Source organism: Xanthomonas sp. DAR 80977 (genome assembly GCF_041240605.1).
GTDB lineage: Bacteria > Pseudomonadota > Gammaproteobacteria > Xanthomonadales > Xanthomonadaceae > Xanthomonas_A > Xanthomonas_A bundabergensis.
In genome coordinates this window covers 3,576,965-3,603,383 of record NZ_CP162487.1, presented here as the reverse complement: position 1 = coordinate 3,603,383, position 26,419 = coordinate 3,576,965, and the positions used below count along the sequence as shown (strand labels likewise).

Annotated in this window: 21 protein-coding genes; 12 read left to right on the top strand and 9 right to left on the bottom strand. The window is 72.1% G+C overall.

The features are described from left to right. Positions 1-58: 58 nt before the first annotated feature. Complete coding sequence (locus AB3X10_RS15165; protein ID WP_145700898.1) at positions 59-796, bottom strand: SIMPL domain-containing protein; 738 nt, start codon at positions 794-796, stop codon at positions 59-61. A gap of 132 nt (positions 797-928) precedes the next feature. Here AB3X10_RS15165 and AB3X10_RS15160 point away from each other — a divergent pair, with 132 nt between their 5' ends. From AB3X10_RS15160 to tldD, 4 genes are all read left to right on the top strand, one after another. Beyond that, on the top strand, positions 929-1,495 hold the full coding sequence (locus tag AB3X10_RS15160; RefSeq protein ID WP_369976025.1) for a Maf family nucleotide pyrophosphatase: 567 nt from the start codon (positions 929-931) through the stop codon (positions 1,493-1,495). Further along, on the top strand, positions 1,495-2,985 hold the full coding sequence (rng, locus tag AB3X10_RS15155; RefSeq protein ID WP_369976023.1) for a ribonuclease G: 1,491 nt from the start codon (positions 1,495-1,497) through the stop codon (positions 2,983-2,985). The genes AB3X10_RS15160 and rng overlap by 1 nt, the downstream gene beginning before the upstream one ends. Positions 2,986-3,109: 124 nt before the next feature. Then, a complete protein-coding gene (locus AB3X10_RS15150) occupies positions 3,110-7,000 on the top strand; it encodes a YhdP family protein (RefSeq protein WP_369976021.1) in 3,891 nt (1,296 codons plus the stop codon). 64 nt (positions 7,001-7,064) lie between these two features. Next, the gene (gene tldD / locus AB3X10_RS15145; RefSeq protein WP_369976019.1) at positions 7,065-8,507 is read left to right on the top strand and encodes a metalloprotease TldD; all 1,443 of its coding nucleotides are present in this window, start codon (positions 7,065-7,067) and stop codon (positions 8,505-8,507) included. A gap of 147 nt (positions 8,508-8,654) precedes the next feature. On the opposite strand, the gene yjgA is transcribed toward tldD, so the two are convergent. Next, positions 8,655-9,248, bottom strand: coding sequence for a ribosome biogenesis factor YjgA (yjgA, locus tag AB3X10_RS15140; RefSeq protein WP_369976017.1), 594 nt, complete (start codon positions 9,246-9,248; stop codon positions 8,655-8,657). 65 nt (positions 9,249-9,313) lie between these two features. Here yjgA and pmbA point away from each other — a divergent pair, with 65 nt between their 5' ends. The 5 genes from pmbA to AB3X10_RS15115 all read left to right on the top strand — a co-directional run bounded on the left by pmbA (position 9,314) and on the right by AB3X10_RS15115 (position 14,560). Beyond that, complete coding sequence (gene pmbA / locus AB3X10_RS15135) at positions 9,314-10,678, top strand: metalloprotease PmbA (RefSeq protein ID WP_369976015.1); 1,365 nt, start codon at positions 9,314-9,316, stop codon at positions 10,676-10,678. Between the two features lie 29 nt (positions 10,679-10,707). Next, the gene (locus tag AB3X10_RS15130; protein WP_369976013.1) at positions 10,708-11,148 is read left to right on the top strand and encodes a DUF4870 domain-containing protein; all 441 of its coding nucleotides are present in this window, start codon (positions 10,708-10,710) and stop codon (positions 11,146-11,148) included. A gap of 112 nt (positions 11,149-11,260) precedes the next feature. Then, the gene (locus AB3X10_RS15125; RefSeq protein WP_185813339.1) at positions 11,261-11,638 is read left to right on the top strand and encodes a DUF4870 domain-containing protein; all 378 of its coding nucleotides are present in this window, start codon (positions 11,261-11,263) and stop codon (positions 11,636-11,638) included. A gap of 329 nt (positions 11,639-11,967) precedes the next feature. Further along, entirely contained in the window at positions 11,968-13,386 is a 1,419-nt protein-coding gene (locus AB3X10_RS15120; protein WP_369976011.1) for a DUF1800 domain-containing protein, read from the top strand. Between the two features lie 37 nt (positions 13,387-13,423). Then, a complete protein-coding gene (locus tag AB3X10_RS15115; RefSeq protein ID WP_369976009.1) occupies positions 13,424-14,560 on the top strand; it encodes a DUF1501 domain-containing protein in 1,137 nt (378 codons plus the stop codon). Positions 14,561-14,727: 167 nt separating this feature from the next. Here the strand turns inward: AB3X10_RS15115 and AB3X10_RS15110 are convergent, their stop codons facing one another. Continuing rightward, positions 14,728-15,825: a M35 family metallo-endopeptidase gene (locus AB3X10_RS15110; protein ID WP_369976007.1), complete on the bottom strand. Its 1,098-nt coding sequence runs from the start codon at positions 15,823-15,825 to the stop codon at positions 14,728-14,730. Between the two features lie 288 nt (positions 15,826-16,113). Here AB3X10_RS15110 and AB3X10_RS15105 point away from each other — a divergent pair, with 288 nt between their 5' ends. Next, complete coding sequence (locus tag AB3X10_RS15105; protein WP_369976005.1) at positions 16,114-17,667, top strand: GH39 family glycosyl hydrolase; 1,554 nt, start codon at positions 16,114-16,116, stop codon at positions 17,665-17,667. 137 nt (positions 17,668-17,804) lie between these two features. Here the strand turns inward: AB3X10_RS15105 and AB3X10_RS15100 are convergent, their stop codons facing one another. The 5 genes from AB3X10_RS15100 to AB3X10_RS15080 all read right to left on the bottom strand — a co-directional run bounded on the left by AB3X10_RS15100 (position 17,805) and on the right by AB3X10_RS15080 (position 22,997). Beyond that, the gene (locus AB3X10_RS15100) at positions 17,805-18,686 is read right to left on the bottom strand and encodes a polyprenyl synthetase family protein (RefSeq protein ID WP_369976003.1); all 882 of its coding nucleotides are present in this window, start codon (positions 18,684-18,686) and stop codon (positions 17,805-17,807) included. Next, positions 18,676-18,939, bottom strand: coding sequence for an exodeoxyribonuclease VII small subunit (locus AB3X10_RS15095; protein ID WP_263397821.1), 264 nt, complete (start codon positions 18,937-18,939; stop codon positions 18,676-18,678). Before AB3X10_RS15095 ends, AB3X10_RS15100 begins: the two co-directional genes overlap by 11 nt. A 31-nt stretch (positions 18,940-18,970) precedes the next feature. Then, entirely contained in the window at positions 18,971-20,317 is a 1,347-nt protein-coding gene (gene tilS / locus AB3X10_RS15090; protein ID WP_369976001.1) for a tRNA lysidine(34) synthetase TilS, read from the bottom strand. A 410-nt stretch (positions 20,318-20,727) separates the two neighbouring features. Then, positions 20,728-21,261, bottom strand: a complete 534-nt coding sequence (locus AB3X10_RS15085; protein ID WP_369976000.1) for a WG repeat-containing protein — start codon at positions 21,259-21,261, stop codon at positions 20,728-20,730. Between the two features lie 26 nt (positions 21,262-21,287). Further along, on the bottom strand, positions 21,288-22,997 hold the full coding sequence (locus AB3X10_RS15080) for an alkaline phosphatase (protein ID WP_369975999.1): 1,710 nt from the start codon (positions 22,995-22,997) through the stop codon (positions 21,288-21,290). 150 nt (positions 22,998-23,147) lie between these two features. Between AB3X10_RS15080 and AB3X10_RS15075 the strand changes: the two genes are divergently transcribed. Both AB3X10_RS15075 and AB3X10_RS15070 read left to right on the top strand, forming a co-directional pair. Further along, positions 23,148-24,488, top strand: a complete 1,341-nt coding sequence (locus tag AB3X10_RS15075) for a dicarboxylate/amino acid:cation symporter (RefSeq protein ID WP_369975997.1) — start codon at positions 23,148-23,150, stop codon at positions 24,486-24,488. Between the two features lie 7 nt (positions 24,489-24,495). Next, positions 24,496-25,332 (top strand): class I SAM-dependent methyltransferase, encoded by an 837-nt coding sequence (locus AB3X10_RS15070; RefSeq protein ID WP_369975996.1) that lies wholly within the window; start codon positions 24,496-24,498, stop codon positions 25,330-25,332. 48 nt (positions 25,333-25,380) lie between these two features. Here AB3X10_RS15070 and AB3X10_RS15065 read toward each other — a convergent pair whose 3' ends face one another. Next, the gene (locus tag AB3X10_RS15065) at positions 25,381-26,409 is read right to left on the bottom strand and encodes a PstS family phosphate ABC transporter substrate-binding protein (protein WP_369975995.1); all 1,029 of its coding nucleotides are present in this window, start codon (positions 26,407-26,409) and stop codon (positions 25,381-25,383) included. Positions 26,410-26,419 lie beyond the last annotated feature (10 nt).

Genomic DNA, 26,419 nt, shown 5'->3' with positions numbered 1-26,419 from the left:
GCGGAAACGACGACGGCGCCCGCAGGCGCCGCCGTCGCACTCCATGCAGGGGCCGGGGTTACTTGCCCAGTTCGAACACCACGTCCAGGTTGACCGACACGCTGCTCTCGCCGGCCGCCACCGGGGTGCTGTCCATCTCCGCCTTCATCGCCATCGCGCGCATCATCGGCACCGGGCGCACGCCGCCGCCGCTGCCTTCGGAGATGCTGACGATGCGGCGCACGCGCAGGCCCAGCGACTTGGCGTAGGTCTGCGCGCGGGCCTGCGCCTTCTTCAGCGCATCGACCCGGGCCTGGTCGTACAGCGGTTCCGGATCGTCGATCTCGAAGGTCGGGCCGTTGATCTGGTTGGCGCCCTGCGCGGCCAGCGCGTCCAGCACCTTGCCGAGCTTGGCGATGTCGCGCACCTTCAGGCTGACGTTGTTGCTGGCCTGGTAGCCCAGGATCTGCGGCGCCTGGTTGTCGACGTACTTGTACTGCGGGCTGAGGTTGATGCCGCTGGTCTGCACGTCCTTGTCGGCGATGCCGGCGGCGCGGATCGCGGCCAGCACCTTGGTCATCTGCTCGGCGTTCTGGCGCATGGCCGCGGCGCTGTCGCCGGCCTGGGTGACCACGCCGGCCGACAGCGTGGCCACGTCCGGCGCATGCCTGGCCTCGGCCTGGGCGGCGATGTTGAGCAGGGTGCCGTCGGCCGGCACGGCGTAGCCGGGCGCGGCGGTTTGGGCATGGGCGGTCATCGTGCCTCCTAGGGCAAGGGTCAGGGCCAGCAGCAGCGGACGGATGGAGGGTGCACGCATCGGAGGTTCTCCTTGAAGGTGGGGCGAGGGTGTTGCCGCGACGATGAACGCGTCGTGATTCGGACCGGGGTCGAGCGCGTGCCGCCGGAATTAGCGATCGTTCAGTCAGGCCGGCCGGGTTATCCTTCCGCCATGCTGTATCTCGCTTCCCGTTCCCCCCGCAGAAACGAACTGCTGACGCGCCTGGGCGTACCGTTCCGGATCCTCGATCTGGAGGTGCCGGAAGTGCGCGCGGCCGACGAATCGGCACCAGCCTATGTGCGCCGGGTGGCGCTGGACAAGGCCCGCGCCGGCCTGGCGCAGCTGGCCGGCGCCGCCGATGCGGTGGTGCTCGGCGCCGACACCGAGGTGGTGCTGGACGATCGCGTGTTCGGCAAGCCGGCCGATGCCGGCGACGCGGCGGCGATGCTGGCGGCGCTGTCGGCACGCACCCACCAGGCGATCACCGCGGTGGCGCTGGTCGCCGCGGCGCGCGAGGAGGTGCTGCTGGTGCCGACCCAGGTCAGCTTCGCGGCCCTGTCGGCGCAGGACATCGCCGACTACGTGGCCAGCGGCGAGCCGATGGGGCGCGCCGGCGCCTATGCGATCCAGGGCGGCGCCGAGCGCTTCGTCAGCCGCCTGGACGGCAGTTATTCCGGGGTGATGGGCCTGCCTCTGCACCAAACTTCCCAACTGCTGCGCGCCTTCGGAGTGCTTTGATGTCGCAAGAGATCCTGGTCAACGTCACACCGCGCGAGACCCGGGTGGCCGTCATCGAGAACGGCATGCTGCAGGAGCTGCACATCGAGCGCGGCTGGCGCCGCGGCGTGGTCGGCAACATCTACAAGGGCCGGGTGCAGCGGGTGATGCCGGGCATGCAGGCCGCGTTCGTCGAGATCGGGCAGGAGCGCGCGGCGTTCCTGCACGCCAACGACGTGGTGCGGCCGGCGCCGGTGGCCAACGGCGACACCGACGAGGCGCCGCCGCTGCCGGTGTCCTCGGCGGTGCCGATCGTGGAGCTGCTGCGCGACGGCCAGGACATCGTGGTGCAGGTGGTCAAGGACCCGATCGGCAGCAAGGGCGCGCGGCTGACCACGCAGATCAGCATCCCCTCGCGCTACCTGGTGCTGCTGCCGCAGTCGCGGGTGATCGGGGTGTCGGCGCGGATCGAGGACGAGGCCGAGCGGCTGCGCCTGAAGACCCTGGTCGCCGACCTGGCGGCCAGCCACGGCGGCTTCGGCTACATCATCCGCACCAACGCCGAGGGCCAGCCGGCCGAGGCGCTGGCCGAGGACATCGCCTACCTGTCGCGGGTCTGGAACGTGGTCGAGCGGCGCGGCCGCGACGGCGCCCCGGCCAGCATCATCTACGAGGACCTGAGCCTGCCGCTGCGCGCGGTGCGCGACCTGATCCGCAAGGACGTGGAGAAGGTCAAGGTCGACTCGCACGAGACCTTCGAGCGCCTGCAGGCCTTCGTCGCCAAGTACATGCCGGTGCTGGCCGAGCGGCTGGAGCTGTACACCGGCGACCGGCCGATCTTCGACCTGTACGGGGTCGAGGACGAGATCGCGCGCGCGCTGGACAAGCAGGTGCCGCTGAAGTCCGGCGGCTACCTGGTCATCGACCAGACCGAGGCGATGACCACCATCGACGTCAACACCGGCTCGTTCCTGGGCCAGCGCAACCTCGAGGAGACGGTGTTCCGCACCAACCTGGAGGCGGCGCAGGCGGTGGCGCGGCAGCTGCGGCTGCGCAACCTGGGCGGCATCATCATCATCGACTTCATCGACATGGACGACGCCGAGCACCGCCGCCAGGTGCTGCGCACGCTGGAGAAGGCGCTCTCGCGCGACCATGCCAAGACCACGGTGTACGAGTTCTCGCCGCTGGGCCTGGTGGAGATGACCCGCAAGCGCACCGTGGAGAGCCTGGAGCGGCAGCTGTCCGAGCCGTGCCCGGAGTGCAGCGGGCGCGGTTCGATCAAGACCGCCGAGACCGTGACCTACGAGATCTTCCGCGAGATCACGCGTGCGGTGCGCCAGTTCGACGCGGCGCGGCTGCTGGTGATCGCCTCGAGCAAGGTGGTGGCGCGGATCACCGACGAGGAATCCTCGGCGGTGGCCGAACTGGAGGAATTCCTCGGCAAGACCATCCGCTTCCAGGCCGACGAGCAATACCTGCAGGAGCAGTTCGACGTGGTGTTGTTGTGAGGCCGGGATTCGGGATTGGGGATTGGGGATTGGTTGAGCGGCTCGATCGCAACCGGTTACTGTCCGCGCGCATCGCCTTGGCGGTTGCGAATCCCCAATCCCGAATGCCCAATCCCGGCCGCTGATGCACACCCCCCTGCGCCGCCGCCTGCGCCTGGCCCGCCGTTTCGCGTTCTATGCGGTGGCGATCGGGCTGGTGTGCGTGGCGTTGCTGGTCGGGGCGCTGAGCCAGGCGCTGCCGTTGGTGGAGCGGCACCCGCAGCGGATCCAGGCCTGGCTCAGCGAGCGCGCCGGGCGGCCGATCCGGTTCGACCGGGTCGAGACCGCGTGGACCCGGCGCGGTCCGCTGCTGCGCCTGGACGGCCTGCGCATCGGCGCCGGCGACGGCGTGCGCATCGGCCAGGCCGAGGTGCTGGTGTCGATGTACGCCGGCCTGTTGCCGGGCCGCTCGTTCACCGAGCTGCGCCTGCGCGGGCTGGCGCTGACCCTGCTGCGCGGCGCCGACGGCAGCTGGTCGGTGCAGGGCCTGCCGGCCGCGGGAACCGGCGATCCGCTGGACGCGCTGCAGGGCCTGGGCGAATTGCAGGTCATCGACGGCCGGCTGGCGGTGCATGCGCCGCAGCTGGGCGTGGATGCGACCTTGCCCAAGATCGACCTGCGCCTGCGCGTGGACGGCGACCGCCTGCGCGTCGGCGCGCAGGGCTGGAGCGATCCGCGCCAGGCGCCGCTGACCGCGGTGCTGGACATGGACCGGCGGCGCGGCAACGGCCAGGCCTATGTGGCCGCGCGCCCGGCCGAACTGGCCGGCTGGTCGGGGCTGCTGCAGGCCGGCGGGATCCGCGTCGAAGGCGGCACCGGCGAGGTGCAGGGCTGGGCGCAGTTGCGGCAGCACCGGGTCGTCGGGGTCAGCGTGCAGGCCACCCTGCGCGAGCTGCGCCTGAGCGGCGCGGCGCTGGCCGCCGGCGGCGCGCGGCCGCAGACCGCGTTCACCACCTTGCGCGCCACCGCGCGCTGGCGGCAGATCGACGGCGGCTGGCGGCTGGATGCGCCGCTGTTGCAGATCGGCCAGGCCGGCCAGCTGACGCAGCGCCTGGACGGGCTGACCGTGGCCGGCGGGCGCCGCTTCGCGCTGCTCGGCGAGCGCCTGGACGCGGCGCCGCTGCTGGCGGTGGCCGCGCTCAGCGATGGCCTGTCGCCGAACCTGCGCGCCTGGCTGCACGCGGCGCGGCCGCGGCTGCAGCTGAGCCAGGTGGCGCTGAGCGGCCGCGCCGGCGGGCCGCTGTACGGCCAGGGCAGGCTCACCGAACTGGCGTTCGCGCCGGTCGGGCAGTCGCCCGGCGTCAGCGGCCTGCGTGGCCGCTTCGATGGCGACGCCCAGGGCGGGGAGCTGGTGCTGGACGCCGCCAGCCCGGTGCGCTTCGACTGGCCCAGCGGGTTCGGCGTGCCCCATGACGTGCAGCTGGCCGGGCGCATCGTGGTGTTCCGCGATGGCGAGGACCTGCGCGTGGCGACCCCGGCGCTGCGCGTGCAGGGCAGCGATTACGGCGCCGATGTGCGCGGCGGGCTGCGCTTCCAGGCCGACGGTTCGCGGCCGTGGATCGACCTGGCCGCGCAGCTGCAGGACGCGCCGGTGGTGGCGGCGAAGAAATTCTGGGTGCATTCGAAGATGAGCAAGGCGGCCACCGACTGGCTGGATGCCGCGCTGCAGGGCGGGCGCCTGCGCGACGGCCATGCGCTGGTCTCCGGCGACCTGGACCAGTGGCCGTTCGTCGACCACAACGGCCGCTTCGAGGCCAGCGCGCGGCTGGACGACGCCAGGATCCGCTTCCAGCGCGAATGGCCGGCGGTGGAGAAGGTCGACGCCGAGGTGGCCTTCATCGGCAACGGCTTCGAGGTGCATGGCCGCGGCGAGATGGGCGGGGTGCCGGTGGAGCGGCTGTCGGCGACGCTGCCGGACTACAAGCAGGGCCAGCTCAGCGTGCTGGCCAGCACCCGCGCCGAGACCGGCAAGCTGCTGGCGATGCTGCGCGAGAGCCCGCTGCGCAAGCGCTACGGCGACACCCTGGACGCGCTCAGCGCCTCCGGCCCGGCCGACGTCAGCTTCGACCTGCTGCAGCCGCTGCGCGCCGACGTCGGCGGCCATCACCTGCGCGGCAAGGTCGAACTGCTCGGCGCGCGCATCGCCGACAGCCGCTGGGACGTGGCCTTCGACGACATGCGCGGCAGCGCCGACTACCGCGACACCGGGTTCGAGGCGCCGCAGCTGGCGGTGCTGCAGGACGGGCATCCCGGCGAACTGGCGCTGCGCGCCGGCGACGGCGTGAGCGATCCGCAGCAGGCGTTCGAGGCGGCGTTGAGCGCATCGGTGGACGCCGACGAACTGCTGGACCGGGCGCCGGAAATGGCCTGGCTCAAGCCCTACGTGCAGGGCCGCTCGCGCTGGAACATCGGCGTGGCCCTGCCCAAGACCGCCGACGGCGGGGCGCAGCCGCCGACCCGCCTGCAGCTGCACTCGGACCTGGTCGGCACCGAACTGCTGCTGCCGGCGCCGATGGACAAGGGCGTGTCCGCGCCGCTGGCGACCTCGGTCAACGTGCCGCTGCCGGTCGGCAGCGGGCGCATCGAGCTCGCGTTCGGCAAGCTGATGGCGCTGGTCGCGCGCAACCAGAACGGCAAGACCGGGGTCAAGGTGGTGATGGGCAGCGACCACGTGGCCGAGGACCCGCCCGGCAGCGGCCTGGTCGTGAGCGGGCGCACTGCCTCGCTGAACGCGATCGACTGGATCGGCCTGGTCAGCGGCCCGGATCCGCACAAATCGACCGCGCCGGGCGCCGAGGACCCGATGCCGCTGCGCCAGATCGACGTGCTCGCCGACCACCTGCTGCTGCTCGGCGGCGTGTTCGACAACACCCGCCTGCGTCTGCAGCCGCAGGCCGACACGGTGGCGGTGCACCTGGACGGACCGGCGCTGGCCGGCGAGCTCAGCGTGCCGAGCAAGGACGGCGGCGTGCTCGGCGGCCGCCTGGCGCGGGTGCATTGGCGCGCCGCGCCGTCCGCCGCCCCGGCGGCGGCCGCGGCCGCCAGCGCAGCCGACGCGGCGCCCGCTCCCGCGCCCGCGGCGGCTGCAGCGGCGGTGCGGCCGCTGGCCGAGGCGATCGACCCGGCCACGATCCCGGCGCTGGCGCTGGACGTGGACGACCTGCGCTTCGGCGCGATGAATCTCGGCGCGGCCTCGCTGCGCACCCGCAAGCTGGCCGACGGCATGCACGTGGACCAGCTGCACCTGCGTTCGGACAAGCAGAAGATCGACATCAGCGGCGACTGGCGCGGCAAGGGCGCCGCCGCGCGTACCCAGCTCGACGCCAGCGTGGACAGCCAGGACCTGGGCGAACTGATGCAGAGCCTGGATTACGGCGGCCAGCTGCGCGGCGGCGAAGGCACGCTGACCCTGCGCGCCGCCTGGCCGGGCGACCCGGCCGGGTTCCAGCTGGCCACGCTGCAGGGCCAGCTCGACGTGGCCGCGCGCAACGGCCAGCTGCTGGAGCTCAATCCCGGCGCCGGGCGCGTGCTCGGCCTGCTCAGCGTGGCGCAGTTGCCGCGCCGGCTGATGTTCGATTTCCGCGATTTCTTCTCCAAGGGCTTCGCCTTCAACCGCATCGACGGCCAGGTGCAGTTCGGCGGCGGCGTCGCGCGCAGCGAGTCGATGCTGATCGACGGCCCGGCCGCGGAGATCAAGGTGCGCGGGCAGGCCGATCTGCGCGCGCAGCAGTTCGACCAGACCATCGACGTCAATCCCAAATCCGGCAATTTGCTGACCGTGGTCGGCGCGGTCGCCGGTGGCCCGGTCGGCGCGGCGGTCGGCGCGGCCGCCAACGCGGTGCTGGGCAAGCCGCTGGGCACGATCGGCGCGCGCACCTACCGCGTCACCGGCCCGTGGAAGGATCCCAAGGTGGAAGTGATCGAGCGCGAATCCTCACGCACGCCCGCGCCGCCGACGCCCTCCAGCCCTCCCTGAATCGGCGCCCGCGCCGCGCCCCGCGCGCTTGCGCTCGGCGTCCATGTCCCCCATGTTGAGCCCCATGACCGAAAACGCCCTCAGCCTCGCCGAAACCCGCCTGTTGCTTCCCGCCGGCCTCGACGCCACCAGCCTGGAGCGCGCCTTCGGCACGCTGCTCGGCCCCGGCATCGACTTCGGCGACCTGTATTTCCAGCATTCGCGGCGCGAGAGCTGGAGCGTGGAGGACGGCATCGTCAAGGACGGCGCCCATTCCATCGAGCAGGGCGTGGGGGTGCGCGCGATTTCCGGCGAGAAGACCGGTTTCGCCTATTCCGACGATATCCACCGCGACGCATTGCTGGCCGCGGCGCAGTCGGCGCGGGCCATTTCCCGCGACGGCGGCGCGCAGCCGGCGCAGGCGCTGCTGCGCGGCGGCGGGCGCGCGCTGTACCCGGCGCTGGACCCGGTGGACGGCATGGGCAACGACCTCAAGGTCGAGATGCTGCGGCGCCTGGACCAGTTCCTGCGCGCCGCCGACCCGCGCGTGCAGCAGGTGATGGTCGGCCTGTCCGGCGGCGTGGACACGGTGCTGGTGGCGCGCAGCGACGGCGTGCTCGCCGCCGACGTGCGCCCGCTGGTGCGGCTGAACGTGCAGGTGATCGTCGAGCAGGACGGGCGCCGCGAGTCCGGCTATTCCGGCGGCGGCGGCCGCTACGGCTACGAAGTGCTGTTCGCCGACGGCCGCCCCGAGGCCTTCGCCAGGGAGGCGCTGCGCCAGGCGCTGGTCAACCTGGAGGCGGTGCCGGCGCCGGCCGGGGTGATGCCGGTGGTGCTCGGCCCCGGCTGGCCCGGCGTGCTGCTGCACGAGGCGGTCGGCCATGGCCTGGAAGGCGACTTCGCGCGCAAGGGCACCAGCGTCTATGCCGGGCGCATCGGCCAGCGCGTGGCTTCGCCGGGCGTGACCATCGTCGACGACGGCACCCTCGACGGCCGCCGCGGCTCGCTGAACGTGGACGACGAAGGCACGCCGACCCATTGCACCACCCTGATCGAGGACGGCGTGCTGGTGGGCTACATGCAGGATTCGCTGAACGCGCGGCTGATGGGCGTGGCGCCGACCGGCAACGGCCGCCGCGAATCGTTCGCGCACCTGCCGATGCCGCGCATGACCAACACCTACATGCTGGCCGGCCAGCACGATCCGCAGGAGATGATCCGCTCGGTGAAGAAGGGCCTGTACGCGGTCAATTTCGGCGGCGGCCAGGTCGACATCACCAGCGGCAAGTACGTGTTCTCGGCGACCGAGGCCTACCTGATCGAGGACGGCAAGGTCACCGCGCCGGTGAAGGGCGCCACCCTGATCGGCAACGGCCCGGAGACGATGCAGAAGGTGCGCATGATCGGCCACGACCTGGCGCTGGACGAGGGCGTGGGCGTGTGCGGCAAGGACGGGCAGAGCGTGCCGGTCGGCGTCGGCCAGCCGTCGCTGCTGATCGACGGGCTGACCGTGGGCGGGACGGCGTAGGAGCCGGGAGTGGGGATTCGGGATTCGGGATTCGGTAACGCCGCGCGCGGTGGTTGTGGCGATGCCGATGCGTTTGGTCGGCGTCGCCGCCCCGCGTGCCGAAGCGGTCGCGGGTGCTCAACCGTGCGGGGCCGGCGCCGCCGCGGCTCAGTCGCGCGCGTCGTCCTCGAGCGCGTCGTCGTCTACTTCCTCGAGTCCCGAGTCCCCGGTCCCGAGTCCCGCACCCTCCAATACCAACTCGCGCAACTCCCGGAACAGCTCCCGGTAGGCATGCAGCGGCTTGTTCTTCAGCCGCTCGTCCTTGGCGTTGCGGATCAGCTGGCGCAAGCGCTGGCGGTCGGCCTCGGGGTAGCCGGTCAGGAACTCGGACAGCGCGCTGTCGCCGTCGGCGAGCAGCCGCGCGCGCCAGTCCTCGACCCGGTGGATCGCCGCCACTTCGCGGCGCGCGCCGTCGCTGTTGACGTCCATCGCCTCGCGGATCGCGTCCAGGGTCGCGTCGTCCTCGCGGCGCATCTGCTTGGCCAGGAACGCCAGCTGCCGCTTGTGCGCGATGTGCGAGGTGATGCGCTTGGTTTCCTCGATATGCGGGATCAGCGCGTCGGGCACCGGCAGCTTGGCCAGCTGCGCCGGGGTCAGCGCCACCAGCTTCTCGCCCAGGGTCAGCACTTCCAGCGCCGCGCGGCGCTGCTGGCTGCGGCTGTCGCCGCGGAATTCACCGGTGTCTTCGTCGCGTCCGCGCATCGTCTTTCCAATTCGAATTTTCCGCTCCGCGTTGCGCGGAGCCGTGACCTCTACAGGATAAAGCATTGAACGCGATCACCTCCGAACTGCGCCGCGACGACAGCCTGGAACGGCTGGAGCGCCTGTCCGACATCGCCGAGCGGCTGCTGGCGCGCGCGCGCGAACTCGGCGCCAGCCAGGCCGAGGTCAGCTGCAGCGAAGACCGCGGGCTGGACGTCAACGTGCGCCTGGGCGCGGTGGAAACGGTCGAGGCCACCCGCGACCGCGGCATCGGCGTCACCGTCTACTTCGGCCAGCGCAAGGGCAGCGCCAGCACCGCCGACCTGCACGAATCCAGCCTCGAGGCGACCGTCGCCCAGGCCTGCGCGATCGCCCGCTACACCGAGGACGACGTCGCCTCCGGGCTGGCCGACGCGGCGCTGATGGCGCGCGAGCTGCCCGAACTGGACCGCTGGCATCCGTGGGCGCTGGAGGCCGAAGAGGCGATCGAGCTGGCCCTGGCCTGCGAGGCCGCCGGGCGCGAGGCCGACCCGCGCGTGGCCAATTCCGACGGCGCCTCGGCCGGCAGCAGCGAGAGCCTGTCGGTGTACGCCAACTCGCACGGCTTCGTCGGCCGCGAGCGCAGCACCCACCATTCGATCGGCTGCTCGCTGATCGCCGGCCACGGCGACGGCATGCAGCGCGACCATTGGTACAGCAGCGCGCTGGCGCGCGAGGACCTCGAACAGCCGGCGGCGATCGGCCGCCGCGCCGCCGAGCGCACCGTGGCGCGGCTGCAGCCGCGCTCGCTGCCCACCGGCGAGCTGCCGGTGCTGTTCGCGCCGGAGATGGCGCGCTCGCTGGTCGGGCACCTGCTCGGCGCGGTGTCCGGCGGCGCGCTGTACCGCCGCGCCAGCTTCCTGCTCGACAGCGTCGGCAGCCGCCTGTTCCCGGACTGGTTCGCGATCGACGAATTGCCGCACCTGCGCCGCGGGCTGCGCTCGGCCGCCTTCGACGGCGAGGGCGTGGCCACCCGCGCCGCGCCGCTGGTCGCCGGCGGCGTGCTGCAGCGCTACGTGCTGGGCAGCTACTCGGCGCGCAAGCTCGGGCTGCAGACCACCGCCAATGCCGGCGGCGTGCACAACCTGCAGGTGGCGGCCAACGCGGACGACCTGGCGTCGATCGCCGCCGGCATCCCGCGCGGCCTGCTGGTCACCGAACTGATGGGCAACGGCGTCAACCCGGTCACCGGCGACTATTCGCGCGGCGCCGGCGGCTTCTGGATCGAGAACGGCGCCATCGCCTACCCGGTGGACGAGGTGACCATCGCCGGCAACCTGCGCGAGATGTTCCAGCGCATCGAGGCGGTCGGCCGCGACATCGACGTGCGTTCGCACGTGCACATCGGCGCGGTGCTGGTCGGCAAGATGACGGTGGCCGGCAACGACTGAGGCCGCCGCTCCCCGGTTCGGACGGCAACATGGGCGAACGCGACCACCGCACAGGCATGCGCGCCGGGGCGCCGGATCCGGCCGCATCGGCGCCGCAGCGCGCAGTGGCGGTGGCCGCGCATCTGTCGATGTGGCTGGGCGCGTTCGCCGCGGCGAACGTGCATCTGGTCTACATGCTGTACGCGCTGCTGTGCCTGTGGGTGCCGCCTGGCTGCCTGTGGCTGGCGACCAGGCATCGCCGGCCCTTCGCTGCCGCGCATTGCGCGCAGGCGCTGGCCCTCGGCGCCAGCCTGTCGCTGCTGTGCGCGCTGCTGGCGCCGGCGTTGCTGGTCATCGTTGCGGGGCTGGTTGCGCTGCCGTTGCTGATGCTGGTTATGCTGGCCAGCATGGGGTCTAGCCTGGCCGCCACCGTTGCGGCCGTGTGCGGCCGCCGCTACCGCCATCCCTTGCTGCCCTGGGGTGGCGACTGAGCAGGCGCCAGCCGCCGCCGCGCGGCGTTCGGATGACTTGACAGGCTCGCGCCGGCCGCCGAGAGTGGCGCGCGAAGCGCCTTGCCCACCCACCATAAGGAAAGGAATACCGATGAGCGAATTCGACAACGTGACCGCACCGCCGCCGCCGCCGGCTGCTGCCGGTCCGCAGGAAGACCGCACGGTCGCATTGATCACCCATCTGTCGGGCATCATCGCCGGCTTCATCGTGCCGCTGATCATCTGGCTGATCAACAAGGACAATCCGGCCAAGTCGTTCCTCAACGACCAGGCCAAGGAAGCGCTGAACTTCCAGATCACCGTCGCCATCGCCTACGTGATCTGCGTGGTGCTCAGCGTCATCGTCATCGGCGGGCTGCTGATGCCGGTGGTGTGGGTGGTGAACCTGGTGTTCTGCATCCTGGCCGGGATCAAGGCCAACGAAGGCGTGGCCTACCGCTACCCGTTCGCGCTGCGCCTGATCAAGTAAGCGCCGCAGCGTTGCGCAATCGGAAAAGCCCGGCCCATGCCGGGCTTTTTCGTTGCGCGAGGCCTGACAGCCCCCGGCGTTGCCAGGCCAGGTGCCGACATCGGTCGCCACCTCGCCGACCGCACGTGCCGGCGCCGGAATCCCGGGTAGGCCCCGGTCGGCACCGGGCGTGGCGCTGCCGCGGTGCGCAAGCGCGCGGCGCGGTTCGCATCCGGCCGCATCGGCAGTCGGCTTGAGCGGGTCCGTGCCGGCGCTGCGGTCGATGGGCGGCCGGTCAACCTGGTCCGGCGTCGCGCGTTCGCAGTACTGATGCCGAACCGGAGCGCCGCATGATCCGTCGCGAAACCCTGAGCGCCGCGAACCGCTTCGGCCTGGGCGCACGCCCCGGCGAACTGGCGGCCATCGACGATCCGCGCGCCTGGCTGGCCGCGCAGTTGCGCCCGCCGCCTGCCGCCCCGGCGCTGCAGGAGTTGCCCGACAGCCTGGAGTACCTGCGCCGCGAAGCCGCCTACCAGCGCGAGCGGCGCCAGGCGCGGATGCAGGCGCCGGCCGACACTACGCCCGCGCAGCAGGCCGCACGCGGCCTGTACCGGCAGGCGCAGGCGCAGGAGCTGGCGGCGCGCTACGCCGTCGCGGTCGCCAGCACGGACGGTTTCGCCGAGCGCCTCGTGCAGTTCTGGTCCAACCATTTCGCGGTCTCGGTCGACAAGCGCGCGGCCGCGCTGTACGCCGCGCCGATGGAACGCGAGGCGATCCGCCCGCACTGCATGGGCCGCTTCGCCGAGCTGCTGCTGGCGGTGGAACGGCATCCGGCGATGCTGCGCTACCTGGACAACGCCAATTCGATCGGCCCCGACTCGGTGCTGGCGCAACGTGCGCAGCGCCGTGCGGCGCGGCAGGGAATGGAGGCGCCGCCGCGGCGGCTGGGCCTCAACGAGAACCTGGCGCGCGAGATCCTGGAACTGCACACATTGGGCGTGGACGGCGGCTACAGCCAGGCCGACGTCACCGAACTGGCGCGCGCGATCACCGGCTGGGGCGTGCCGGCGCCACGCGATTTCGAGCAGGGCACCGCCCAGCGCGCCTTCGTGTTCCGCGCGCCGGCGCATGCCGCCGGCAGCCGCCAGGTGCTGGGCCGGCGCTATGCCGAGGGCGGGCTGGAACAGGGCGAGGCGATCCTGGGCGCACTGGCCCGGCATCCGGCCACCGCACACCACCTGTCGCTGAAGCTGGCGCGGCATTTCGTCCGCGACGATCCGCCGCCGGCGCTGGTGCAGCGCATGGCCGATGCCTGGCTGCGCAGCGACGGCCACCTGCCCAGCGTGTATCGCGCACTGATCGACAGCCCGGAAGCGTGGAGCGCCGATGCGCGCAAGTTCAAACCGCCGCAGGATTTCGTGCTGTCGGCGCTGCGCGCCAGCGGCGAATGGCCGCAGGCGCCGGCGCAGCAGAAACAGATACTCGCGTTGCTGGCGCGGATGGGGCAACCGCCGTTCACGCCGCGCTCGCCGGCCGGCTATGCCGACGTGGCCGCCGAGTGGAGCGGGCCGGATGCGCTGTGGAAGCGGGTGCAGGCGGCCGAGGCGCTGGCCGCGCTCGCGCCGCCCATCGATCCGCTGGCCCTGGCCGGCAGCGTGTTCGCCGCCAGCCTGGACCAGGACACCGCCAGTGCCCTGCGCCGCGCCGAATCGCCGCGCGACGGCGTGGCCTTGCTGCTGGCCAGCCCGGCCTTCCAGTGGCGCGCCTGAGCGGCGTGTCGCGCAACCCGATCGCGGAGAACGCCCGATGCAACTGACACGCCGCCGTTTCCTCGCCGCCAGCGGTGCGGCCACGTTGTTGAGCCTGTGGTCCGGTCCCGGCCTGGCCGCGCCGGCCGCGGACACGCGCTTGCTGGTGGTGCTGCTGCGCGGCGCGCTGGATGGCCTGCATGCGCTGGTGCCGCAGGGCGATGCCGACTACGCGCGGCTGCGCGGCGCGCTGGCGCCGCAGCAGGTCCTGGCCCTGGACGGCAGCTTCGCGCTGCATCCGGCGCTGGGCTTCGCCCACGCACTGTACGCGCGCAAGCAGTGGCTGCCGGTCGTGGCGGTGGCGCCGCCGTATCGCCAGCGCTCGCATTTCGAGGCGCAGCACTGCCTGGAGAACGGCACCGCGCGGCCCAGCGGCGCCTCCAGCGGCTGGCTCAACCGCTGCGCGGCGGCGCTGCACGGCGAGGCGCTCTCGGTGAGCGCGGTGACGCCGCTGATCATGCGCGGTCCGGGCGCGGTCGACAGCTGGTCGCCGCCGTTGCCGAGCGCGGTCAATCCGATCCTGCTGCAGCGGTTGCAACCGCTGTACGCGGCCGATGCGCAGCTGGCAGAGGGTTTCGCGCGCGCGCTGCGCGGGCAGGGCATGCAGGTGGACAGCGTCAAGGGCGGGCAGTTGCCGCAGGCGATGAGCGCCGCCGCCGGTTTCATGGCCAAGGCCGACGGCCCGCGCATCGGCTTCGTCGAGGATTCGGGCTGGGACACGCACGGCAACCAGGCCGCGGTGTTGCAGCGCAAGCTCGGCGAACTCGATGCCGGATTGCGCGCGTTCCATGACGGTGCCGGCGCGAGCTGGGAGCGCAGCGTGGTCGCGGTGGTGACCGAGTTCGGCCGCACCGCGGCGGTCAACGGCACCGGCGGCACCGACCATGGCACCGGCGGCGTCGCCTTCCTGGCCGGCGGCGCGGTCCGCGGCGGGCGCATCGCCGGCGACTGGCCGGGGCTGTCGCCGCGCGCGTTGAACGAAGGCCGCGACCTGCGCGCCACGGCCGACCTGCGCGGCCTGTTCAAGCATGTGCTGGGCGCGCACCTTGGGGTGTCCGAAGCGGCGCTGGAAACGCAGGTATTCCCCGGCAGCGCGGCGGTACGGACGATGGATGGACTGGTGGCGTCGCGCTGAGGCACTGCTTGCCGATGGCGGACGCTGGTGCGTCCGCTCCGCTGCCGCATGTGCGGTGAACATGGCCGATCGGCGCGGCCGCCATTGCACGGCGCCATGCTGAAAAACAACGGTGCCGGCATCGCCTGCCGGCACCGTTCGTACGAGCCTGACCCGAGCTGCCTCGCTCAGTTCTGCGCCGGGGTGTTCTCGGCGAAGTACTCGTGGCTGTCGGCGTTCTTCACCGCACGCGCCGGGTTGCTGGTGGCCAGGTTCTTGGCCGCGCTCTGGCCGTAGGCATAGTCGGAGGTGCCGGCGACCACGGTGAAGTGGCTCATCTCGTGGATCAGCGTGCCGGCCTTGGAATCGGTGCCGGTCAGCGGCGCGCTCCAGAACGCGTTGCACACGTAGATCTGGTACGGCTGGTTGGCGTAGACGTAGGCGTAGGAACTGTCGCTGCAGCCGCAGTTGATGGTGACCTGGCCGTTGTTCTGGTCGATCGCCGCGTCGATGTTGACGAAGTTGGAGGTGGCGGTGCTGTAGCGGCTGGCGTTGTAGGCGCCGAACCAGGTGGTGTAGCGCGCGCCGGTGCTGCCGCCGTTGAGATAGGTCTTGGCGTTCTGCGAGTAGGTGCGCGCCGAGTTCACCGCGCTGCCGATGGTGCTGATCTGGCTGGTGCTGCACGAGGCATAGTTGATGCCGTTGACCACCGCCTGCGGCCCCGCCATCAGCTCGTTGCGCACTGCACGGCCGCGGCCGTCCAGCCACAGCGTCAGCGGCGCGCTGGTCACCGTCTGCGGCTGGCCGTCGGCGCGCTGGATCCTCTCGCCGTCGGCGAAGGCGGCGTACTGCAGCGAGGCGTTGAGGTTGATCGTGTAGTTGCCGCTGCGCGACAGGTCGTAGGCATCGGCCAGGTCGATCTGCGCCTGCCGCGTCTCGCCCGGCTGCAGGGTCACGTAATCCTCCGCGCGCGGCGCGGCGCGCTTGACCAGGCGTCCGACGTAGTCGACCGCGCGGCCGTCGCGCTGGACCTCGAACAGGCTGGCGTCGAGGTCGCCCAGCGGCAGTTCCCACTTGGGCACGCGCGCGACGCGCTCGCCGGTGTTGCGCACGGTGACCGCGAACTGGCCGCGCTGCTGTCCGTCGGCGTCGGCGACCGGCGCCAGTTCGACCTGCAGCGGCGCGGACGAGGGAGCGCGCACCAGCTGCGATTGCGCAGTGGCCGCCGAGATGATGCCGACCAGGCTGAAGCCGATTGCCGCCGAGATCAGGGATGCGTGTTTCATGCAGGCTCTACTCCGTCGAAAGAGGGGCGCCCATGCGTGGGCGTATGCAAACTAGCCCGGCGTGTCGCGGGCAACCGGCGTTTGCGTGTTTGTCTGCGATTTCGTCCATCGAAACGCGCAGCCAATCCCACAAACGCCGTTCGCACGAACGCAGTGCCGGCGTCGTTCCGCTGCGGCGGACGCGTGCACGCGCGTTGTCGCATCGCGCGTTCGCCGCTGCGCTTTCGGTTTGCCGGTGCGCATGCCGATGCTAGAGTCGAGCGTTCACGCCTTGGGAGAGGGGAAGTCATGGGAGTGCTACGCCTGTTGCTGGCGGCCGCATTGGGGTCGCTGGCGGCGGTCGCCGCGGCGCAGCCTGCGCCGCGCGCGATCGCGCTGGACGTGCAGGGGCCGACCGCGCCGCGCGACCGCTTCTACGACCTGTCGGTGGGCTCGGACTATCCGGGCACGCTGCTGCGCGAGGACAGCCTGGCGCAGCTGCGCACCGCCCGGGACGAACTGGGCTTCCGCTACCTGCGCTTCCACGCGATCTTCCACGACGTGCTCGGCACCTACCGCGAGGTCGACGGGCGCCCGGTCTACGACTGGAGCAGGATCGACCAGCTCTACGACCGCATGCTCGGCATGGGCATCCGTCCCTTCGTCGAACTCGGCTTCACCCCGGAGGCGATGAAACGTTCCGACCAGCGGATCTTCTACTGGAAGGGCAACACCTCGCATCCGCAGCTGGACAAATGGACCGCGCTGATCGATGCGTTCGTGCGCCATGCGCGCCAGCGCTACGGCGAAGAGGAGGTGCGGCGCTGGTACTTCGAGGTCTGGAACGAACCGAACCTGGCCGGTTTCTGGGAAGGCGCCGACCAGCCGGCGTACTTCGCGCTGTACGACGCGACGGCGAAGGCGATCAAGCGCATCGACCCGCAGCTCAAGGTCGGCGGGCCGTCGACCGCGGGCGCGGCCTGGGTGCCGGAGTTCATCACCCATGCGCATGCCGCCGGCACGCCGCTGGATTTCATCAGCACCCACACCTATGGCGTGGACGGCGGTTTCCTGGACGAGAAGGGCGAGAGCGACACCAAGCTGTCGCCGTCGCCCGATGCCATCACCGGCGACGTGCGCCGCGTGCGCGAGCAGATCCAGGCCTCGGCGATGCCGGGCTTGCCGCTGTACTTCACCGAGTGGAGCACCAGCTACACGCCGCGCGATCCGGTGCACGACGCCTACCTCAGCGCGGCCTACATCCTGAGCAAGCTCAAGGCGACCGAGGGGCTGGTGCAGGGCATGAGCTACTGGACCTACAGCGACCTGTTCGAGGAGCCGGGCCCGCCGACCGCGCCGTTCCAGGGCGGTTTCGGCCTGCTCAATCCGCAGGGCATCCGCAAGCCGGCGTACTTCGCCTACAAGTACCTCAACGCGCTGGGCGAGCGGCAACTGCGCAACGCCGATGCGCAGAGCTATGCGACCTACGACGGTGGCGTGCTGAAGCTGCTGGCCTGGGACTTCGTCACCCCGCAGCAGGACAAGAGCAACCGCCCGTACTTCACCCAGGTGCTGCCGGCGGCCGCGGTCGCGCCGCTGCGGTTGCAACTGCGCGGGCTGGCGCCGGGCAGCTATGCGCTGGCGATCCGCCGCACCGGCTTCGACGCCAACGACGCGTACAGCGCGTATCTGCGCATGGGCTCGCCGAAGGCGTTGAGCGCGCAGCAGCTGCGGCAGTTGCAGCAGCGGACGACCGACAAGCCGGAACTGCGCCGCGTGCGCGTGGACAAGGACGGCAGCGCGCAGCTGGATGTTCCGATGCGCGCCAACGATGTGGTGCTGCTGGAGTTGAGCCCGCGTTAGCGGGTTTCCCGTCGCGAACGCCTGCAGTCGGCGAAATGTTGTGGGAGCGACTTCAGTCGCGACGGGCCTTACCGGTAAGGCCCGTCGCGGCTGAAGCTGCTCCTACAGGGGTGTACAGGGGCGTCGCCTGGATCGGGTCAGTGCGAGCGGTCCACTGCCAGCCGCGCCAGCGCCGCCAGTGCGTCGGCGCGCGCGCCGTGGCCGTGCAGGCTGTCGCGCATCGCCGCCGCCAGTTCGGCCAGCTTGGCCTTGGCGCCGTCCATGCCGAGCAGCGCCGGGTAGGTGGACTTGGCCTGCGCCACGTCCTTGCCGGCGGTCTTGCCGAGCTGTTCGGAACTGGCCTCGACGTCGAGGATGTCGTCGCGTACCTGGAACGCCAGGCCCAGCGCGGTGGCGAAGGCGTCCAGTTGCGCGAGCGCGGCGGCGTCGGCACCGCCGGCCAGCGCGCCCAGGCGCACGCTGGCGCGGATCAGCGCGCCGGTCTTCAAGGCATGCATGCGCTGCAGGTCGGCCAGCGGCTGCACCGTGCCGGTGGCGTCGATGTCCAGCGCCTGGCCGCCGCACATGCCCGCCGCACCCGCGGCCTCGGCCAGGGTCTGCAGCCAGCGCACGCGCAATGCCGCATCGGTCGCGTCGGCGCCGGCCAACAGCGAGAACGCCAGGCTCTGCAGCGCGTCGCCGGCCAGGATCGCGGTGGCCTCGTCGAAGGCGACGTGCACGGTGGGACGGCCGCGGCGCAGGGCGTCGTCGTCCATCGCCGGCAGGTCGTCGTGGACCAGCGAATAGGCATGGATCAGTTCCACCGCCAGCGCCGGCGCGTCCAGCTGCGCTTCGTCGGCGCCGAACAGCGCGCCGCTGGCGTAGACCAGCAGCGGGCGCATGCGCTTGCCGCCGCCGAGGGTGGCGTGGCGCATCGCCGCGTGCAGGCGCTGCGGCGCGGCCGCGGCGGCGGGCAGCTGCGCGTCCAGGCCGGCTTCCACGCGCTGGCGCCAGCGCGCGAACGCGGCGTCAGCCGCCATGGAGCGGGGCGGGATCGAACGGCTCGGCGGCGTCGGGCTGCTCCGGGTCGCTGAGCAGGCGCACGCGCAGTTCGGCCTGTTCCAGCGCCTGCTGGCACTGCCGGTACAGGCCGACGCCGCGCTCGTAGGCGCTCAGCGACTGTTCCAGGCTCAGGTCGCCGGTTTCCATCTTCTCCACCAGCACTTCCAGCTCCTCGAGCGATTGCTCGAAGCGGGCGACCGGGGAGGCATCGTCTAGGGACTTCTTGGGCATCGCGGAAGTGTGCGCGGCGTCGGCGGCAGGGTCAATGCGAGGCGGGTGACGACGGCGTGGCGGCGGCGTCCAGCGCCAGCCGCGCGTGGTGCGCCTGCAGCCAGGCGTGCAGCGGCGCGGCGAGGATGCGCTCGCCGGCGGCCAGCAACTGCGCGGCGTCGTGCAGCAGCGGCAGGCGTGCGCGTTGCCACGGTGGGATCGCCGCCGCCTGCAGCACCTGCTTGAGCGCCTGCGAGTGCACGCGTCCGGGCAGCAGGATGCGTTCGCCGCCCTGGCGCCATCGCACCAGCAGCGGGGCGTCGAACCCCAGCGACGCGTCGGCGAGCAGCCGCAGGCAGCGGCCGTCGGGCAGCGCCAGCGGCGTGCGGCCGTCCCACTGCGCCTGCCAGTCGGCCGGCAGCGGCGGCGGATCGCGCTCGGCATACAGCGCATCGCGCCAGCAGCGCAGCGTCGCGCCGTGCCAGGCGAACTGCGCGAACGCGTCGGCGCGCGCATGCAACAGGCTGCGTTCGATCGCCGCCAGGCCCGCGGCCGGCAGCGGCGGCAACCCCGCCTGCGCGACCCAGCGCCGCAGCACGCGCGCGCGGCGCGGCGCCGGCAGCGCGCGCAGGCGCGGCAGCGGCAGCGGCGTGTCGCCATCGCCATCGTCGCCGTCGCCGTCGCCGTCGCCGTCGCCGTCGCGCAGCGCCCGCAGCGCGGCCTGGTCGCCGTCGTCCAGCATTGCGCCGGCCTCGCCGCACAGCTGCGCGCTGCGCGCCAGCGCGGCATCGGCCTGCGGCCAGCGCTGGCGCAGCAGCGGCAGCAGTTGCAGGCGCAGGAAGTTGCGGTCGAAGCCGGGATCGGCATTGCTCGGGTCTTCGATCCAGCGCAGCGCGCGCCGTTGTGCATACGCCTGCAGCGCGCTGCGCGGCAGGGCCAGCAGCGGACGCCACAGCCTGCCCCGGGCGAAGTCGCGCAATGGTTGCATCGCCGCCAGCCCGTCCGGGCCGGAGGCGCGCAGCGCGCGCAGCAGGAAGGTCTCGGCCTGGTCGTCGCGGTGCTGCGCCAGCGCCAGCCACTCGCCGGCGGCCAGCACCTGGGCGAAGGCCGCGCGCCGCGCCTGCCGCGCCGCCGCCTCCAGGCCGTGGCCGCTGTCCCTCGGCACCTGCACGCGCCGCACCTGCAACGGGATCGACAGCGCTGCGCAGGCCGCGGCGCAGTGGTCGGCCCAGGCATCGGCGTCGGCATGCAGGCCGTGGTGCACGTGCACGGCGCGCAGCCCGGCGCGGCGGTAGTGCGGCTGTTGCGCCAGCGCATGCAGCAGCACGCTGGAATCCAGCCCGCCGCTGAGGCCGACCAGCACCGCGGCCGGCGCCGCAGCGGGCAGGGCGGCGCTCACGGCGCAAGGCGGGACGGGATCGGAACGGCGGCTCATCGCGTCACTTTAGAGGCTGGCGCCGCGGCAGCGAAGCGTGGCCAGTGGGGCGCGGTCGTGCCGGGTACGCGCCGGCAGCGCAAGCCATGCCCTGTCGCCGCGAGGAAGGGAGGGGTTCTGCCGTGGTGTCGGCAGGTCCGCGCTGTCGCCCGGATCGTGCTGGCGCGCAGCGCTGCGGTTCGGGCACGTCGCCGATGCAGCGGTCGATGGAGTACCAGCGCCCGCCTCGCATCGGTGTGCGCGCGTCGCCAGCCGGCGTGCGCGCGCGGTAGCCGTCGCAGACCTGGGCGGCCGGTTCTCGCCGCCGCAGGGAAAAGAGAGGGCGTTATCGTGTCGTAAGCGGGTAGCCGCTGTGGCCCGCGGCGTGCCCGCGCTCAGCGCTGCGGTTCGGGCACTTCGCGGTTGTGGCGGTCGATGGCGTACCAGCGTCCGCCTTGCATCGGCGTGTGTCCGTCGCCATCGGGGGTGCCGCGGCGGCAGCCGTCGCAGACCCGGGCCACGCCGTGCTCGAACGGCCAGGCGAAATCGTGGACCGGCGCGATCACTTCGCGCAGCTGCTGGTCGTAGAAGCCGATGCGGCCATGGAAGATGCCGCGGGTGAGGCCTTCGGCGAAATAGTCCGGGCCGCTGTCCCATGTGATCACCGGCAGGCTGCTGCCGTCGGCGCGCACGTAGTAGAACTGGTCGTTGACGGTCAGCACGGACAGGCCGTCGGCATCGAACTGCAGCTGCCGCGCAGCCTGCGCCGACAGCCGCAGGCGCCCGTCGGCGCCGACGCCGCAGCCGGGCACGATGTCGCGGTCGGCGTTCGGATCGGCGATCCGGCACGCACCGTGCGCCTGCGCCAAGGCCGCTGGCGCCACCGCGAGCGCGGCCAGCGCGACCAGCGCCGCGGCGTGTCCTGCCACCGTCGCGCGCCGCTGCCGCGCCGGGTTCACTTGGCGGTGGCGGTAGCGGCGTCGGCCACGAACGCGTCCGGCTTCGGCAACTGCACCGGCACGCCGTCGCCATTGCAGGTGCCGGCCTGGCACAGGCGGCCGCGCAGCTTCGGCGTGGCCTGCACGATCACGTGGTAGATCACGTTCTCTTCCAGGCTGCCGCGGAACGCGTCGCTGCCGGGGCCGCGCGCCCAGATGCCGACGTCGTCGCCGCCATGGGTCTCGGCCTTGGTCGGCACCAGCGCTTCCTGCATGAAGTCCGGCTGCTCGGTATCGACATGGGTCAGGTCGGGGCGGCCCTTGACCGGCTCGAAGCTGCTCGGCGCATGCGGGAACGTCTTGATCCCCGCCGGCTGCTGGTTGCTGGCGCCGGTGTAGCCGGGGCCGTTGGCGTAGCTGAGCGTGGCGTAGGGCTGGCCGTTGCCGTCCAGCGCCAGCTCGCCGGTGTTGGCGTCTTCGCCGCTGGTGCCGCGCACCTTGCCCAGGATCGGGTTGCCGCGCTGCGGGTAGCCGACGAAGTTCAGCGTGTGCGAATGGTCGGCGGTGACGATGATCAGCGTGTCCTCGGCCGAGGTCGCCTCCGCCGCGGCCTGCACCGCCTGCGACAGGGCGATGGTCTCGTCCAGCGCGCGATAGGCGTTGCCGGCGTGGTGGGCATGGTCGATGCGGCCGCCCTCGACCATCAGCACGTAGCCGTCCTTGCCGCGCGACAGGGTGCGGATCGCGGCGCGGGTCATCTCGGCCAGGCTCGGGTCGCCGGCCGCGCTCTGCTCGCGGTCGTGGTCGAACTGCATGTGGTCCGGCTCGAACAGGCCGAGCAGCGCCGGCGCGTCCTGCGCCGCTTCCAGCTGCCCACGGTTCCACACGTAGGCGCCTTGCGGATGGCGCTGGCGCCATTCGCCGACCAGGTCGCGGCCGTCCAGGCGCAGGCCGACCTTGTCGTCGTATTCCGGGTCGCGCTGCTCGACGGTGGTGAACTGGCTGCGGCCGCCGGCCAGCATCACCTGCGGGCCGCGGCCGTAGCGCGCGCTCACCATCTGCTGGGCGATGTCGCGGCAGCCTTCGGCCACCGCCTTCTCGGGCAGGTCGGTGTCGCTTTCCCAGTTGCGTTCGGGGGTGTGCGCATAGGTCGCCGCCGGGGTGGCGTGGGTCAGCCGGGTGGTGGTGACGATGCCGGTGTTCAGGCCGGCGCTGTCGGCCAGTTCCAGCCAGGTCAGCAGCCGCTTGCCGAGGCTGTCGGCGCAGGCCTCGCGCTTGCCGGCGGAGACGCCGATCGCGCCCATGTGGGTCTTCACCCCGGTGGTGATCGAGGTCATGGTGCCGGCCGAGTCCGGGGTCTGCGAGTCGGTGTTGTAGGTCTTGCTCAGCGCGGTGGCCGGGAACGCCTCCCACGACAGCTGGTTCTCCTCGCCGGAGGCGCCCTTGCGCTGGCCGTCGAGGATGCGCGCGGCGGCGACCGTGGTCAGGCTCATGCCGTCGCCGAGGAACAGGATCACGTTCTTGGCCTTGCCGCGCATCGCGCCGTTGTTGGCCGCCTTGGCCGCGCCGCTGCGGTACCACCAGTCCGGCGTCTCGCCGCCGGGGTGGGCCACGGCGGGCACCGCGATCGGGGCGATGGCGGCGGTGGAGGGAGCGCGCGGGGCGCTGGCGCAGGCCGCCAGCAGCAGGGTGGAGGCGGCGGCGAAGGCGGGAACGAGGTAGCGCATACGAGGAACGGGCCCTGGGCACGAAATCCTCCGCATTATGCCGGCTGCGACAAGGCACGCCGATGACATCGCGCCTTTCCAGCCATGGCGTCGTCGCCCGCGCCGGCTTGCGCTATGGTGCAGGACCCCGAAAGTTTCTGGACAGCATCGATGACATTGGTGACCGCCTGGTTGCGCATTCCGTTCTGGCAGCGCGTGGTGGCCGGCTTCGTGCTCGGTGCGCTGGCCGGCTGGGCGCTTGGGCCGGCGGCGGACACCTGGTTCGGGCCGCTGGGCGATCTGTACGTGACCCTGATCAAGATGATCGCGGTGCCGCTGGTGTTCTTCGCGGTGATCAACGCGATCTCTTCGCTGCACGGCCAGCAATCGGTGGCCAGGCTGGGCGGGCGCACCTTCCTGTGGTTCGTGCTCACCGCCGCGCTGGCGGTCGGTGTCGGCCTGGGCGTGGGCACGCTGCTGCAGCCGGGTGCCGGCCACTTCGGGCTGAGCGTGGACAGCGCCTGGAAGCCGCGCGACGTGCCCAGCCCGATCCAGGTGCTGCTGGACGTGGTGCCGTCCAACCCGTTCTACGCGCTGACCGGCATCGGCACCCGCACCAACGCCGCCGGCGAGACGGTGCTGGCGGCCGGGCGCGGTTCGATCCTGCCGGTGATCTTCTTCGCCGGCCTGCTCGGCTTTGCGATGGTCAAGCTCGGCGAGCGCGTGGCGCAGGCGCGCCAGCTCACCGCGCAGATGAGCGACATCATGATCCAGGTCACCCGCTTCGCGCTGGAGATGACCCCGCTCGGCACCTTCGGCCTGATCGCCTCGCTGGTCGGCACCTACGGCTTCCAGAAGCTGCTGCCGTTCGGCAACTTCGTGCTGGCGCTGTACCTGGCCTGCGCGATCCACATCCTGGTGGTCTACAGCGGCCTGTTGCTGGCGCACGGGCTGAACCCGTGGAAGTTCTTCCGCGGCGCCGCGCCGGGCATGCAGGTGGCCTTCGTCAGCTCCTCCAGCTTCGCCGCGATGCCGGTGGCGATGCGCTCGATCACCCACAACCTCGGCGTCAACAAGGACTACGCCGCGTTCGCGGTGCCGCTGGGCGCGAGCATCAAGATGGACGGCTGCGGCGCGATCTTCCCGGCGCTGTGCGCGGTGTTCATCGCCCAGTACACCGGGGTGCCGCTGACCGCGAACCAGTACTTCGTGGTGCTGATCGCCTCGGTGCTGGGCAGCTTCGGCACCGCCGGCGTGCCCGGCACCGCGGTGGTGATGGCCACGGTGGTGCTGAGCGCGGCCAACCTGCCGCTGGAGGTGATCGGCTACCTGTACGCGATCGACCGCATCCTGGACATGATGCGCACGATGACCAACGTCACCGGGCAGATGCTGGTGCCGGTGCTGGTGGCCAAGGAGACGGGCTTGCTGGACCGCGCCGTGTACGAGGCCGCGTCGAGCAACGTCGGCCTGGAAGATCCGCCGGCCGACGGATCCGGCCAGCTGCGTTGAGTTCGCGGTGAGCGCGCCCGCGACCCGTCTGCGCGAACAGCTGCAGCGGCTGCCGGGGCTGGCGCCGATCGACGGGGTGCTGGTGCAGCAGGCGCTCGCCGCCGACCCGTTCGAGCGCCAGTACCTGGCGGTCAGGCAGCAGGAAGGCCGCGTCTACAGCGATGCGCAGGTGCGCACGCTGCCGCATCCCGGCGGGACGCTGGGCGCCAGCCACGAGTGGCGCGTGCGCGCCGAGTCGTGCCGGCGCCTGCTGCGCCACCTGCAGGCGCGCGGCGGCAGCGGGCCGCTGCTCGAGCTGGGCTGCGGCAACGGCTGGCTGTCGCAGCGGCTGGCCGAGGGCCTGCAGCGCGAGGTCTGCGGCGTGGACGTCAACCGCACCGAACTGGCGCAGGCCGCGCGCGTGTTCGCGGCCAACCCGCGGCTGAGCTTCGTCGCCGGCGACATCCACACCCTGCCGCTGCCGCCGCAGCGCTTCGACGCGATCGTGCTGCCGGCCTGCATCCAGTATTTCGCCGACCCGCGCGCGCTGATCGCACGCCTGCTCGGCCTGCTGCAGGACGACGGCGAACTGCACGTGATCGACAGTCCGTTCTACGCCGACGCCGCGCAGGCGCAGGCCAGCGCCGCGCGCAGCCTGCGCTACTTCACCGAGCTGGGCTGCGCGGAGCTGGCCGGCCAGTACCACCAGCACACCTGGGCCGCGCTCGACGGCATCGCGCTGCGCAGGGTGTTCGATCCGCGCAGTCTGCGCGCCCGCTGCCTGCGCGCGCTGCGCCGGCCGCAGCCGTTCTTCCCGTGGCTGTGCATCCGCAAGCGCGACAACCCGGGGCTGGCTGCGCGTTAGCGGCGATGCAGGCTGCGCCCGGTCTGCGCGCAAGCCCCGGCCTGCACGCTACAGCGCTTCCAGCTTGCGCCGCTCGCGTTGCAGGTCGTCCTCGCTCAGCGGGACGTATCCTTCTTCGCTGTCGCGCTGTGCCTTCAGGATCGCCTGGCCTTCGCGCGACAGCGCCAGCCGCACGTACTCCTTTGCCAACGGATCCAGCGGCCGCTGCGGCGCGCGGTCGACATACAGCTGCACCGCAGCCGACAGCGGATAGCGGCCCTGGCGCACCGATTCGTGGTCGGGACCATGCAAGGGTTGGCCCGCGGCGGCGGCCAACGGCAGCACGCGCACCTGCGACGACACCGCCGCCGCGTCGATCCAGCCGAGCAAGCCGATGCCGTAGGGATCGGCGGCGACCGCACGGATCACCGCCTCGCGCGAGGGCAGCGCCTCGTACTTGAGCGCGAACGGACGTCCACCCAGGCGCGCGATGCGCAGCCCGGTGGCGAAGCCGCCGTCGTCGCGCAGACCGTAGGCGTGGATGCGGCGGTCCGCCCAGGCGCCGTCCAGCCCCAGCTGCGACCAGCTGTTGAGATCGCCGCCCTCCTGTCCGTCGGTGAAGATCCTGCCGAGCTGCGCCAGGGTCAGTCCCGCCAGCGGATTGTCCGCGTGCACGTAGACCGCCGGCGGGGTCTTGTACGGCGGGCGCGGCCCGTAGCCGTTGTAGCCGATGCGCACCGGGGTGGCGTCGTAGCCGTGCAGCTGGCGGAACGCGGCGCGGTCGCCCGGCCACATGTCGCGCGTCAGCGGCGCGAACAGCGTGGCCCCGGCGGCAAGCGCCGGCATGCCGGTGGACGAACCGCGCATCACGGTGGCGAACCGCACCTGGGGGTGGTGGCGGACGAACAGCGCATTGAGCTGGTCGATCACCTCCTGCATGCCGTCGTTGCCGACGATGGTCACCGCGCCGTCGCGGTTCAGGTAAGACGCGCCGGCCGGCACGGCGACCGGTTGCGGCACGTAGGCGGACGGGTCGTCGGCGGCCGCGGCGGCACCGGCGGCGCACAGCAGGACCGCCAGCAGCGTTCTTGGGATCATGGGAAGCGGG